This is a genomic window from Streptosporangium sp. NPDC020072 (assembly GCF_040631445.1).
Classification (GTDB): Bacteria; Actinomycetota; Actinomycetes; order Streptosporangiales; family Streptosporangiaceae; genus Streptosporangium.
Map to the genome: position 1 here is coordinate 67,960 of NZ_JBEYAB010000021.1, position 13,498 is coordinate 81,457.

A 13,498-nucleotide genomic window follows, 5' to 3' on the forward strand; every position below is an offset into this window, starting at 1 on the left:
AGCGGTTCGCAACCTGGGCTGGGCATCCTTCGTGTCATGCACGACCAGACAAGGCCCGGCTGCCCCGGGTGCGGCCTGCCCGTCACGGGAGCCTTCGAGCGCTGCCCGCGCTGCGCGCTGACGCTGAAAGGGCCCGCGGCGGCCGAACTGTGGCGGCTCGATGTGGAGCTGGCCGGGCTGCGGGCCAGGCAGACGACCCTGCTGGCCCGCAGGAACCACCTGCTCACCCTGCTGCGCGCGGAGAGCGCCCGCCCCGCGGCTCCGGTGGGACCCGGGGCCCCGGCGGGGCCCGCCGCTCCTGTGGAGCCCGCGGCTCCCGTGGGGCTCGCGGGGGAGGCCGCTCCCCGCAGGGACTTCTCCCCCAAGGCGGTGCAGAACCTGCTGCTCACCCTCGGTGGGCTGCTGCTGATCGTCGCGGCCGTGGTGTTCACCGTGGTCAGCTGGGGGCACATCGGCATCGGCGGACGAGCCGCCATCCTGGCCGGGGTCACCGCCCTCACCCTCGCCGCGCCGAGGTTCCTCACGAGCAGGAAACTGGACGCGACCGCGGAGACGATCGCGATGTTCGGCGTCGCGCTGCTCCTGCTGGACGGCTACGCGGCCCGGCAGGCGGGGCTGTTCGGCGCGGACGGCCCGCAGGCGCGCCACTACGCCGCCGCGCTGGTCGGACTGGTCGCGTTGTCCATGGCGGGATACTCCCGGCTGCTGCCGTTGCGGCTGCCGCTCCCCGTGGCCGTCGTGTTCGCCCAGATCCCGCTGCCGTTGCTCGCGTTCGACACGACGGCGCCGTGGTTCACCGCCTCCCTGGCGGCGGACGCCGCACTCGACGCCGCCCTCCTGCTGCTGCTCAGGACATCGGAGGGGAAGACGAAGAACGGGTGGGCGACGGCCAGGGTCTGCTTCGGAGTGACGTGGACGCTGGGCGTGCTCTACGGACTCCTGGACTCGGTGCTGGAGTTCACCGGTGGGGGACCGGCCGTCGCCCTGGTCAGGGGCGTGCTGCTCGTCGCCCTGGCCGCCCTCGGGCTCGTCGTCGCCGGACGGGCCGGGCGGGTCGCGCTCGGGTTCCTCACCGCCGGGTCGGCGCTCGCGCTGACCATGGGCCTGGCCGCCCCGGTCTGGCCGTCGCTGCCCTCCGGGTGGCGGGGCGTGCCGTACACCCTGGGGGCGCTCGTGGCCGTCGCGGTCGCGCTGTACCTGCCGGGCCTGAACGCGCGGATCCGCCGGGCCGGAGCCGTCTCGGCGGGGGCCGTGGCAGGGCTCACGGCGCTGCCCGTCGTGCCCTGGGTCGCCGCCGAGGTGCTCATGCCGTTCGGGCTGCTGGAGCGGGTGTGGGCGTGGCCCGCCGTCCTCGACGACGGGTGGGCCGGACCGCTCGCCTCCGCCGCGGTCGTTCCCGCCCTGCTGGCCACGGCCCTGGCGGTCGCGGCCGTGCGGTGGCCGGTCACCGGTCCTCGCGGGGAGAGCACCCGGCGGTCGCTGGGCCTGTCCGCCGTGGTGACGGGTGCGGTCGCGGTGCTCGCCGTTCCCGGTGCCTTCGCGCTCGGCCGCCCGGCCGCCCTCGTCGTCCCGTCGGCCCTGGCCGTGGCGCTCGTGGCCCGCATGACCCTGACGGGCGGGGTGTGGTGGGCGCGGACCCTCGCGGCGACAGCCGTACCGGTGACGCTGATCGGGGTCGTCACCGCGCTCGCCGGGCGGACCGAGACGTACGCCGCGCTGGCCGTGGCGCTGGTGGCGTGGGTCGTGGCGACGGTCGCGGGCCGGGAGCCGGGGGTACGGGCTGTCGCGCTGGTCATGGCGGTGCTCTCGGCGACCGGCCTGATCTGGGCGGTCGCGGTGGGGACGGGCCTGCAGCCGGCGGCCGAGGGCCTCGCGCTCGCCCTGGCGGCCGGCTCCGTGCTCGCGGTGGCCGCCTGCCTGGTGTACGGCGTCGCCGTCACTCCGGAGGCTGTCATCCCGGAGGCCGCCACTTCGGAAGCCGTCGAGGAGGCGCCTTCCGACTCCGAGGAGGACGGCGCCAAGGAGGAGCCCAAGGGCGGGAGTCCGGTGGTCCGGCGTGACCCCAGGTGGGGGGCCGGGCTGGGGCTGGGGGCGACACTCGGCGCGTGCGCGGTGTCGTCGATCGCCGTTCCCCTCGCCGGGATCGTCGGCTTCTACCGCCCGTTGTTCTTCCCGTGGACGGGGCAGCGGTTCCTGCCGGCTCACCTTCCGATCCTCGTGGTGGTCGCGGCCCTGCTCACGGTCACGGCGGTCACGGTCTCCTGGCAGGTGGCGGGGCGCGGGACGGCGTCCAAGGCGGCCCTGGTCGCACTACCGGTGCTCCTGGCGACGCTGCCGCTCTCGGTCGGCCTGCCGTACCCGGTGGAGGTCGGGCTGTTCGTCGTGGGGCTGGGGCCCGCGGCGTGGGCGGCGGCGCGTGGCCGTACCGGGTGGAGGTTCGGCGCGGTGACCGGACTGTGGACGGCGTCGCTGGCGCTCTCCTGGTCGCTCGTCGCGCAGACCGCCACGCTGGTCACACTGCCGGTCGTGGCACTGGTCGCGGCGGCGACCGCGTTCCTCGGGCGGGAGCGATGGGTGCGGGCCGGGGGCGCCTGTACGGCGACGCTGCTCGCCGGGGCGCAGGCGCTGGCCGTGGGCCTGGCGCTCGACTGGCCCGCGCGGACGGCGGCGTTCGGCGTGCTCGCCCTGGCCTGCGTCGCGGCGGCCGTCGCGGGCCGCTTCAGAAAGGAGACGTTCGCGGCCGGGACGGAGGCGGCCGGATACGCCCTGGCCCTGGCCGGTCTGGCGCTCGCCGCCGACGGCCTCGCGACGGCCTCGCTGGCCTGCGCCGTCGCCGGGGTGATGATGACCGGTACGGCGTTGCGTCCCGACCGGCGCCGGGCGGGATACGTGGGGACGGCCCTGCTGCTCACGGCCTCCTGGCTGCGGCTGCTGGCCTCGGACATCACGGTGGTCGAGGCCTACACGGTGCCGTTCTCGCTGGTCCTGCTGGGGTTCGGCTGGTGGCGGGCGCGTGGGAGGGCCCGTTCCTCCTGGCTCTCGTACGGCCCGGCCCTCGGCTCAAGCCTGCTGCCCAGCGCGGTCGCGACGCTCAACGGGACGGGATGGGTCAGGCCGTTGCTGCTCGGCACGGTCTGCCTGGTCGTTCTGCTGGTCGGGGCGCGGGCACGGCTGCAGGCTCCCGCGCTGCTCGGCGGCCTCACCCTGGCCGTCGTCGTCCTGCACGAACTCTCGCCGTGGATCGCGCGGGCCATGGTGACCGTGCCGCGCTGGGTGCCGATGGCGCTGGGCGGGCTGCTGCTCGTGGTGGTCGGCGCGACCTACGAGGCACGGCTACGGGACGTGCGCAGGCTGCGGGCGATGGTCGGCCGGATGCGTTGACCCGGCCGACCGTCGATCACCCTCCGGCGGGGGGTACGGCGAGCGTGGCCGGGGCCGTGACGGTGTCAGCGGTGGCGGCCTGGGTGATTCCGGTGGCCTCGGTGGTCTCGGCGCGCTCGGCTGGATCGCCGGTGGTCTCGGGGGCCGAAGCGGCCGGGGCCGTGGAGGCCGGAGTCGTGGCGGTGCCAGTGGTGGCAGGGGTGGTCGAGGTCGTGGAGGCGGGAGTGGAGACGGCCGGAGCGGAGATGGCAGGGGTGGCCGGGGCGGAGATGACCGCGACGATCCGGCCCTTCGTGCACGAACCGTCCCGGTCACAGGCCTTGACCGGCACCTCCCAGATCGCCGGGGCCGTCGGCCTGAGCGTCACCCGGCCCTCCGAGGTGATCGACACCTGGGGGCTCGCGGCGCCGTCCAGGAGGTAGGTGATCTCGCCGCCCTCCGGGTCGGAGGAGGAGAGGCCGCCGGTCAGTTCGCTGTTCGCCGGGCCGGTCAGCAACAGGTAGGGCGAGGTCGGCGGCACGTTTCGCACGCACGGGGGCTCGCACGAGATCTCCACCGAGTCGAGAAGATTGCCCTGGTCCGGCTGGTCGCCGGCCGTGGAGATGGAGACGAACTCGAACCGGGTGACGGTCTGGCCCGGCGGGACCGAGTACTTGCCCGTGTAGTGACCCCACCCCGCGTTGTCGTCGGCTATGTCCGAGGTGTTCTGGCCCATGGGGACCTGGGTGACCCCGCCGATCCTGAGCTGGAGGACGTCCTCGCCCGCGGAACGCCCCCGGTGCGCGAGGTGCCAGGTCAGCGTCGCGCCGGGCACGGTCCTGACGTCCTGGGAGAGGGTGGCGGTCGCCGTACCGTTGACCTCGGCGAACTGCCTGCCCGTGTCGGGCCGTACGGAGGGCACGTCCGGGCCCCAGATCTCGATGAGACCGTCATCGGCCGAGGTGCTCCACCCGGGCAGACCGGAGCGCAGGTTGCCCTGTCCGTGCAGACTGCCGGGCTCCTCGAACCCACCGTTGACCAGCTTGCACGCGGGAGCGGACCCCGGTTCCGGGGCCGGAGTCGATCCCGGGGCCGGAGCCGCTGAGCCCGGTCCCGGAACTGGGCCTGCGGCCGAATCCGAGGCGGGGACCGAGGCCGGAGTCGGGACGGGCGCCGGGGACGCCGAGGCCGGGGGGACGTCGACGGCGGCCCAGGCGGTCGCACAGGTCCATGTGGTCACGCAGAGGAGGGCGGCACTCAGGCACGCCCGGGAACGCGGTCTCTCCATCTGTTCTCCCCCGATCCGAAGGACACCTGGCCGGGGGGATCAGGCGCTGAGCGGGGAAAATGCTACAGCGATCACCGCGGCCTCCCACTGAGGGACGCGCGGGTCGCGGTGCCCCGAGTGGAGCGCCGCGAACGTATGGTTACGATCCCCAGCAAGGCCCAATAAGGCGCGGTAAGTCCTTCACGTCAGGAGAAGGATGGCGCTAGCTTTCGCACATGGGCGTTCCGGCGGCGATCAGGGAGGTAGGGACGTGAAGGTCGGGGTCGTCGGTGCGGGGATCGTTGGCCTGGCCGTCGCCAGGGAGCTGGCGCTGACGCACGGGGCCACGGTGACCGTCCTCGAAAAGGAGGACCGCGTCGGGGCGCACCAGACCGGCCACAACAGCGGAGTGGTCCACGCGGGCATCTACTACAAGCCGGGCTCGCTCAAGGCCGAACTCTGCCGGGACGGGATGGCCCTGCTCAGGGAGTACTGCGCCGAGCACGCCATCGCCTACGACGAGGTCGGCAAGCTCGTGATCGCCTCGACCCCCTCGGAACGCGCCGGGCTGAACGCCATCGCCGAACGGGCCCGCGAGAACGGGGTCCCCGGAATCGCCGAACTGGACGCGCTCGGGCTGCGCGAGATCGAGCCGCACGCCGTCGGGGTGGCCGCGGTGCACTCCCCGCGCACCGCCATCGCCGACTTCCCCGCGGTCGCCCGCCGTCTGGCCAAGGACGTGGAGGAGACGGGCGGCTCGGTGCTGCTGTCCCACCCGGTGCGCGCGCTGCGGGAGACCGCCCGGGGCGTCGAGGTGATCGCGGGACGGCGCAGGCTCGCCTTCGACCGCCTGGTCGTCTGCGCCGGGCTCGGCACCGACAACGTCGCCAGGATGGCGAAGGCGACGGGGAACGTGCGGATCGTGCCCTTCCGCGGTGAGTACTACGCGCTGGCCGGGGCCTCGAAGGACCTGGTCAGGGGCCTGATCTATCCGGTTCCCGACCCCCGCTACCCCTTCCTGGGCGTGCACCTGACCCGCAGGATCGACGGTGAGGTGCTGGTCGGCCCCAACGCGGTCATGGCGCTGGCGCTTGAGGGTTACTCCTGGCGTGACATCGATCTCACCGACCTGCGCAGGATCCTGACCTGGAAGGGCACCAGGAAACTGGCCGCCCGCCACTGGCGCACCGGGGTCCGGGAGGTGACCGGCTCGATGCTCAAGAGCTCGTTCCTGACGGCGGCGCGCCGCTACGTCCCCGAACTGACCGGTTCCGACCTGGTCAGGACGACCGGCGGCGTACGGGCCCAGGCCGTGGCAGGGGACGGGAGCATGCTGGACGACTTCGCCGTCGACGTGCACGGCCGGGTGGCGCTGGTGAGAAACGCCCCCTCACCGGCCGCGACCTCCAGTCTTGCGATCGCCAGGCACATCGTGGGGTTAACCTCAGTATTGACCAATTAACTCCTTTTTCATGTGGGCGAGTGAAGATAAACCCGTGACCGATTCTCCCGAGGCTCGCCTCCTGATCGTCGAGGACGAGCCCAACATCCTCGAACTGCTGGCCGCCAGCCTGCGGTTCGCCGGATTCGGGGTGAACACGGCGGGCAGCGGCACCGAGGCCGTCGCCGCGGTTCAGCGTTATCGTCCCGACCTCATCGTGCTCGACGTCATGCTTCCCGACATGGACGGCTTCGACGTCGTACGGCGGTTGCGCGGCGGCGGCAGCGACACGCCCGTGCTCTTCCTGACCGCTCGCGACGCCACCGAGGACAAGATCCGTGGGCTGACGGCGGGCGGGGACGACTACGTGACCAAGCCGTTCAGCCTTGAGGAGGTCGTGGCACGCATCAGGGCGGTGCTGCGCCGTACGGGGGCGGGGGACCTGTTCGCCAGGCCGCCCCGGCTCACCTTCGCCGACATCGAGCTCGACGAGGAGAGCCACGAGGTGTGGCGCGGAGGCAAGCCGGTCTCGCTGTCGCCGACGGAGTTCAAACTGCTGCGCTACTTCATGGTCAACGCGGGACGGGTGCTGTCGAAGGCGCAGATCCTGGACCACGTGTGGGACTACGACTTCCGGGGGGACGTCGGGATCGTCGAGTCCTACGTCTCGGTGCTCCGCAGGAAGATCGACAACGCCGATCCCCGGCTGATCCACACCCTGCGCGGCGTCGGGTACGTGCTCCGCCTGCCCCCGGGACACTGATGAGGCCGATGATCGGAGCCGCTCCGCTCAGGGTCAAACTGATCGCCGTCGTCCTCGTCCTGCTCACCATCGCGCTGGCGTTGATCGGCTTCGGCAGTGTCTCGATCATGCGGGGCTATCTCATCGACCGGGTGGACAGCCAGGCGCAGCTGAACGCGGACAGCGTGATACGCCGTCTGCACCGCAACGGCCCCTCCACACTGGTCGGCAGGCCGGTGCCGTCCGACACCCGGGTGGAGATCCGCGACCCGCACGGTGAGATCGACCTGCTGCTCCAGGGCACCGACGTGGAGAACAAACGGGGCCCCCGCCTGCCGGCCTTCGTGAGGAGCTACCCGTTCGAGATCGACGAGTGGCGGGTCCACCGCTTCCCCCTCGACGACGGCGGAAGCGTCGTGGTGGCCGTGGACATGTCCGAGGTCAGGCAGATCGTCGGCCAGCTCGCCCTGGTCGAACTGCTCGGCGGGGGCGGCCTCATGCTGATGCTCGCCGGGGTCGGCGTGGTGATCATCAGGCGGAGCATGCGCCCGCTTGAGGAGATCGAGCGCACCGCCCAGGCCATCGCGGCCGGTGACCTGAGCCGTCGTGTCCCCGCGGCCAACCCGGCGACCGAGGTCGGCAGGCTCGGCCAGTCGCTGAACAGCATGCTCGCCCAGATCGAGTCCGCCTTCGAGGCCAGGTCGGAGTCGGAGCTGTCGGCCCGCCGCTCGGAGGAGCGCATGCGCAGGTTCGTCGCCGACGCCTCCCACGAGCTCCGCACGCCGCTGACGTCGATCAGGGGGTTCGCCGAGTTCTACCGGCAGGCCCCCGAGGTCGATCCCGCGCCGCTGATGCGCCGGGTCGAGTCGGAGGCGGTCAGGATGGGCCTGCTCGTGGACGACCTGTTGATGCTGGCCAGACTCGACCAGCAGCGGCCCATGGCCATGCGCCCCGTCGACCTGCTCGCCATCGCCGCCGACGCCACCCACGACGCCCGCATCCTCGCGCCCTCCCGTGAGGTCACGCTCACCGTGGACGGCGCCGCCCTCATCGTCTCCGGCGACGAGGTACGGCTGCGCCAGGTCGTCGGCAACCTGATGAACAACGCCCTGACCCACACTCCGGACGGCACCCCGGTCCGCATGACGCTGTCGGCGCAGGGTTCCATGGCGGTCGTCGAGGTGACCGACGAGGGGCCCGGGCTCAGCGCGGAGCAGTGCGAGCGGGTCTTCGAACGGTTCTACCGGGTCGACTCCTCCCGGGGCCGCCGAGCCCCGGAGGACGGCGGCAGCGGCCTCGGCCTGGCCATCGTGGCCGCCATCGTGGACGCCCACGGTGGCGCCGTCGCCGTGGACTCCGACCTCGGCAAGGGCTCGACCTTCCGGGTGACCCTCCCCCTCGCCCCCGACTCGGCCTGACCACCCCGACGGCCGGACGGAAAGCCGGACACGTCGGGCTGGACGGGGCGGTACGGGATGAGCCGGCGGCCGGACGGTGAGACAGCACGGTCCCTCCGCCCGGCCGGGGCGGGTTACGAGAGGCCGCCGGGCCAGGTGCCGTCGGGGAAGCCGTCGGCGGTGGCTCCGGTGGGCAGGACCACCCGGTCGTTCTCCGCGAGACCCGAGGTGATCTCGACGTACTGGTCGCTCCGCACGCCCGTCGTCACCACACGCTCGCCGCCGCCCTGCACGGTGACCCGCGAGACGCCGTCCTTGGTCCGTACGGCCTGCGCGGGCAGGTAGAGGGCGGCCTGGGACTGGGCGACGGTGACGGTGACGGTGGCGGTCTGGCCCACCAGGAGGTCGGCGGGGGCCTCGTCGAAGGCGATCGTGACGCCGTACCTCACGAGCTGGCCGGTGGTCGTCGCGGTCGGCGCGATGTGGGTGACCGTGCCGTCGTACTTCTTGCCGTCCCGGGTGGCCAGGGTGATCGTGGCGCGCTGCCCCAGCTTGAGGCTGCCGATGTCCGACTCGGTGAACAGTGCCTCGATCTGGAGTTCGTCGAGGTCGCCGAGGGTGACGAAGGCGCCGGTGCCCGCCTCGTCCCCGACGGCGCCCGCGACGGACATCACGGTTCCTGCGGCGGGGGCGGTGATCCTGACCCCGTTCAGCTCCTCGCGGGCGTCGGTCAGCTCGGCCTGCGCCCGCTTGACCTGGGCCTGTGCCTGGTCGACGCTGAGCGCCCCCTGCCCGCCGCCGATGCCGTCCGTGCCTTTTGCGCCGCCGTTCCGAAGGCGGGAGGCGTCCTGGCCCTGGGCGTTCTGACCGGTGCCGCGCTTGGCGCCCTGCCCGGTGCCCTGGCCGTTTCCGTTGCCGTTTCCTGTGCCGGCGCACGTGGTGGGGCCGGGGGTGGGCTTTCCTGTGGGCCTCGTGGTGGGCTTTCCACCGGGCTTCTCACCGGGCTTGGCGGTGGGCCTCGGGGTGGGTTTCGCGGTGGGGGTCGCCTCCGGGGCCGTGGGGGTCGGGTTCGAGGGGCCGGAGCGGGTCGGGGTGACCTCGGGGATCGCGGTGACCGTGACCGTCGCGGTGACGGTGACGGTGACGGTGGGGGCGGGCGCGGGGTGGCCCGACCCCCCGCCGTGCCGCCTCGCCCTGGTGGTCGGCGTCGGCGTCGGCACGGTGGTGGGCCCGGTCTTGACGAGGTATCCGGCGGGCACGACCGCACCCGCCCCGGCCCGGCCCGCTCCGCCACTGGGCAGGGCGGTCGGGGTGACGGCAGGGGCCTCGGTGGGGGGCACAGTGGGGGAGGGGGTGCCGCCCGGCACCAGTGTCCGGCCGGGCTCGGCCGTACGGCTGCGCCCGGGTGAGGGGTTCGGCGTGGCCGTACCGGTCGGGGACGGGGCTGGGGAGGCCGGTGGACACTGCGCCCCACCGGCCGTGCCGGAACCGGCCTGGCCCTGACCCTGACTTTGGCCCTGGGACTGCCCTTGGGACTGGCCCTGGCCCTGGGACTGGTTCTGGGGCTGGGTCGGGGTGGGGGAGGCGGCTCTCTCCTCGGCGGCGTCCAGGGCCTCCTGGGCCGCCGCGAGCTGTGCCTTGGCCGCGCTGTACCGTTCGCGGGCCGGTGCCGAGCCGATGGCGGCGAGCACCTCGCCCCTGCGTACCTTGTCCCCGGCCTTGACGTAGACCTTCCTGACCGTTCCCGAACCGCCGAAGGCCAGTTCCCTGGTCCGTTCGTCCACGGTGTTGCCCGCCGCCGAGACCGCGGCGGTCACGGTTCCGCGCCGGGTGGCGACGAGTTCGACCCGGGGTGCCCGCTCGGCGCCGTCGTCGAGGGCGTAGAACACGCCCGCGCCCACGAGGACGAGGGCGGCCAGGGCGAGTCCTCCTACGCGCGCGGGTTTCGGGAGGTTGGTCGGTCTCATGGCGGACCATCTTGGCGTGCCCGATTCACTACCTGCTCACAAAAACCTGAATATTTCCTGTATGTCCATATCGGTAGAAGGCTTGCAGGAAACACTCAGCAAGAGTTGGGTTTAGCCCAAGACTGATACGCCAGGGTCGAGCGCTGTGAAGCTGTCGACCAGGCGTAGGACGCTGCTCGTGAACGGGACCCTGGCGGTCCTGTTGCTGGGCGGCGTGGGAATCGCCTTCTCCTCTCTCGGGGGATCCACCTCCTCCTCCGCGGACGCCACCTCGGCCGCAGGCGGTGCGGCACGGGCCGTCACGGTGACCCGGAGTACGGTGACCGCCTCGGTCTCCGCGTCGGGCGCCGTGGAGAGCGCCCAGGCCCGCTCGCTGGGCTTCGGGACGAACGGCACCGTCAAGAAGATCTACGTCGAGGTGGGGGACAAGGTCAGGAAGGGGCAGATCCTGGCCAGGCTGGACGACAGCGCGGCGCGGGAGAGCCTGGACGCCGCCGCGGCGGCACTCGACTCCGCGGACGACGACACCTCGACCGCCGCCCTCTACGCCCAGTACGTCAACGCCAGGAACACCTACCGGGCGGCCGGACGCACGGTGGCGGCGACCGTCATCAAGGCGCCGTTCGCCGGTACGGTCACCGCCGTCAACGGCACGGTCGGCGGCCCCGCGAGCGGCGGCTCCGCGAGCTCCTCGGGTTCCTCCGGCTCCTCGGGCTCCTCGACGGGCTCCTCGGGAGGTTCGTCGAGGACGGCGAGCGGCTCGACCGGAACGAGTTCGACCGGGTTCGTCGAGCTGGCCGACACCCGAAAACTCCAGCTCGTCGGCACCTTCACCGAGTCGGACATCACCAAGCTCAAGATCGGTCAGAGCGCCGCCGTCACGTTCGACGCGCTGCCCGGCGTCACCGCGACCGGCAAGGTCACCCAGATCCAGCCGACCGCAGCGACCAGCAACAACGTCGTCCAGTATCCGGTGACGATCTCCTTCGTCCAGGTGCCCTCGGAGATCAGGCTCGGCCAGACGGCCACGGTCAAGGTCGCCGTGGGACAGGCGGAGAACGTGCTGGCCGTCCCCTCGACCGTGGTCACCACGACGGGCGGACGCAGCACCGTGACCGTCCTGCGCAACGGCGCTCAGACCTCCGTGCAGGTCGAGGTCGGGGTCAGGGGCGACACGCTCACCGAGATCACCTCCGGACTCGCCGAGGGCGACCAGGTCGTCCGCCCGGCCGCGACCGGGACCAACCAGCAGGGCGGCTTCCCCGGCCTCGGCGGTGGCAACCGCGGCGGCGGTGGGCTCGGGGGCGTCAGATGACCGCCCCCGTCCTGGCCCTCACCGACATCACCAAGGTGTACGGCAGGGGCGACGCCGAGGTCAGGGCTCTGCGCGGGGTCTCGCTCACCGTCGAGCGGGGTGACTACGTGGCCGTCATGGGCGCCTCGGGCTCGGGCAAGTCCACGCTCATGAACATCCTGGGCTGCCTGGACGTCCCCTCCTCCGGCAGCTACCTCATCGACGGCGTGGACGTCGGGAGCCTCGACGAACGCAGGCTCGCCATCCTGCGCAACCGCAAGATCGGGTTCGTCTTCCAGTCGTTCAACCTCATCCCGAGGATGAGCGCGCTGGCCAACGTCGAACTGCCCATGGCCTACGGCGGGGTCACCGCCCAGGAGCGCCGGGCCCGCGCGATGGCCGCCCTGGAGCAGGTCGGCCTGTCCGACCGGGTACGGCACGAGCCCAACGAACTGTCCGGCGGCCAGCAGCAGCGCGTCGCCGTGGCCAGGGCGCTGGTCACCTCCCCGGCCCTGCTGCTCGCCGACGAGCCGACCGGCAACCTCGACACCAAGGCGACCGGGGACGTGCTGGAGATCCTCGACGGGCTGAGCGAGTCCGGCCGTACGATCGTGCTCATCACCCACGAGGACGACGTCGCCGCGCACGCCAAGCGGGTCATCCGCCTGGTGGACGGGCTGATCGTGGACGACCGCCGCCAGGCGCCGGTCGGCGGCCCCCCGCCCCGTTCAGCCGTCAGGCTCCAGTCCACGCCGGGAGGCGCCTCGTGAGCAGGCTGGAGATCCTGCGCTTCGCGCTGCGCGGCCTCGCCGCCAACAAGCTGCGCAGCTTCCTGACCACCCTGGGCATCCTGATCGGGGTCGCCGCGGTGATCCTGCTGGTCGCCTTCGGCGAGGGCGCCTCGCAGAGCATCCAGAAGAGCATCCAGCGGCTCGGGGCCAACACCCTGACCGTCTCCGCCTCCTTCGCCGGGGGCGGGATCGGCGGCCCCGTCGGAGTCGGGTCCTCCCGGCAGGGCAACGGCCCCCGTACCCAGGCCAGGCAGCTCACCCTCGACGACGCCAAGGCGCTGGCCGACCCCGAGCAGGTGCCCTCGGCCAGGAGCGTCTCCCCGGTGGTGAGCACCGGTTCGGCGACCGCCGTACGGGACGGGGCCAGTCACACGATCTCCCAGCTCGTCGGCACCTACCCCAGCTACTTCGAGGCGATGAACAAGCCCGTCGAGACCGGTTCCTACTTCGTCAACGACGACGTGCTCGCGGCGCGGAAGGTCATGGTGATCGGCAAGACGGTCGCCGACGAGCTGTTCGGCACGACCAGCCCGGTCGGCGAGCAGGTCAGCGTCTCCGGGGTGCCGTTCACGGTGATCGGGGTGCTGAAGACGTCGGGTTCCTCCGGCTTCGGCTTCCAGGACGCCGACGACGTGGCCATCGTGCCGCTGCCGGCCGTACAGCAGAGCCTGACGGGCTTCGGCGCGCTCAGCTCGATCGTGGTGCAGGCGACCGGGTCCGACACGACCACCTCGGCGCAGAACGAGGTGACCGCGGTGCTCAACCAGCGCCACGGCATCACCCCGACGGGTAGCGCGGACTACCGCATCCTGAACCAGGCGACCCTGCAGGAGACGGTCAGTTCGACCGTGGGGATCTTCACCAGCCTGCTCGGCGCGGTCGCCGCGATCTCGCTGCTCGTCGGCGGCATCGGCATCACGAACATCATGCTGGTCACCGTGACCGAGCGGACCAGGGAGATCGGCATCAGGAAGGCGATCGGCGCGCCCAGGAGCGCCATCCTCGGCCAGTTCCTGCTTGAGGCGACGGTGCTGAGCCTGCTCGGCGGGCTGACGGGTGTCGCGATCGCCTTCGTCGGCACCCGCTTCACGATCGCCGGCATCGAACCGGTGCTCGTGCCGTCGTCGATCGCGCTGGCCCTGGGTGTCTCCGTGGGCATCGGGCTGTTCTTCGGCGGTTATCCGGCGAACCGGGCGGCCAAGCTCAGGCCCATCGAGGCACTGCGCCACGAGTGAGCCA

The 13,498-nt window shown here is 72.4% G+C and carries 9 protein-coding genes; 7 read left to right on the forward strand and 2 right to left on the reverse strand.

Translation table 11 applies throughout. The annotated features are described in order from the left end of the window. Positions 1 to 36 precede the first annotated feature (36 nt). Positions 37 to 3,381: a hypothetical protein gene (locus ABZ470_RS37800; protein WP_362917584.1), complete on the forward strand. Its 3,345-nt coding sequence runs from the start codon at positions 37 to 39 to the stop codon at positions 3,379 to 3,381. Positions 3,382 to 3,397: 16 nt separating this feature from the next. Here ABZ470_RS37800 and ABZ470_RS37805 read toward each other — a convergent pair whose 3' ends face one another. Next, a complete protein-coding gene (locus ABZ470_RS37805) occupies positions 3,398 to 4,600 on the reverse strand; it encodes a hypothetical protein (RefSeq protein WP_362917586.1) in 1,203 nt (400 codons plus the stop codon). 298 nt (positions 4,601 to 4,898) lie between these two features. Between ABZ470_RS37805 and lhgO the strand changes: the two genes are divergently transcribed. Genes lhgO through ABZ470_RS37820 form a run of 3 tightly spaced genes read left to right on the forward strand, consistent with a single transcriptional unit; the run spans position 4,899 to position 8,228 of the window. Beyond that, positions 4,899 to 6,089 carry an L-2-hydroxyglutarate oxidase gene (gene lhgO, locus ABZ470_RS37810; protein ID WP_352014290.1) on the forward strand — a complete coding sequence of 397 codons (1,191 nt, stop codon included), beginning with the start codon at positions 4,899 to 4,901 and terminating at the stop codon, positions 6,087 to 6,089. A 34-nt stretch (positions 6,090 to 6,123) separates the two neighbouring features. Continuing rightward, positions 6,124 to 6,831, forward strand: a complete 708-nt coding sequence (locus ABZ470_RS37815; protein WP_352014289.1) for a response regulator transcription factor — start codon at positions 6,124 to 6,126, stop codon at positions 6,829 to 6,831. A gap of 8 nt (positions 6,832 to 6,839) precedes the next feature. Then, positions 6,840 to 8,228 (forward strand): ATP-binding protein, encoded by a 1,389-nt coding sequence (locus tag ABZ470_RS37820; RefSeq protein WP_362917589.1) that lies wholly within the window; start codon positions 6,840 to 6,842, stop codon positions 8,226 to 8,228. A gap of 113 nt (positions 8,229 to 8,341) precedes the next feature. Here the strand turns inward: ABZ470_RS37820 and ABZ470_RS37825 are convergent, their stop codons facing one another. Continuing rightward, positions 8,342 to 10,174: an efflux RND transporter periplasmic adaptor subunit gene (locus tag ABZ470_RS37825; protein WP_362917591.1), complete on the reverse strand. Its 1,833-nt coding sequence runs from the start codon at positions 10,172 to 10,174 to the stop codon at positions 8,342 to 8,344. Between the two features lie 178 nt (positions 10,175 to 10,352). Here ABZ470_RS37825 and ABZ470_RS37830 point away from each other — a divergent pair, with 178 nt between their 5' ends. From ABZ470_RS37830 to ABZ470_RS37840, 3 genes are read left to right on the forward strand one after another with little or no spacing between them, the layout of a single operon-like run. After that, a complete protein-coding gene (locus ABZ470_RS37830; RefSeq protein ID WP_362917593.1) occupies positions 10,353 to 11,489 on the forward strand; it encodes a biotin/lipoyl-binding protein in 1,137 nt (378 codons plus the stop codon). After that, positions 11,486 to 12,238 (forward strand): ABC transporter ATP-binding protein, encoded by a 753-nt coding sequence (locus ABZ470_RS37835; RefSeq protein ID WP_362917595.1) that lies wholly within the window; start codon positions 11,486 to 11,488, stop codon positions 12,236 to 12,238. Before ABZ470_RS37830 ends, ABZ470_RS37835 begins: the two co-directional genes overlap by 4 nt. Continuing rightward, positions 12,235 to 13,494, forward strand: a complete 1,260-nt coding sequence (locus ABZ470_RS37840; protein ID WP_362917597.1) for an ABC transporter permease — start codon at positions 12,235 to 12,237, stop codon at positions 13,492 to 13,494. Before ABZ470_RS37835 ends, ABZ470_RS37840 begins: the two co-directional genes overlap by 4 nt. Positions 13,495 to 13,498: the final 4 nt, after the last annotated feature.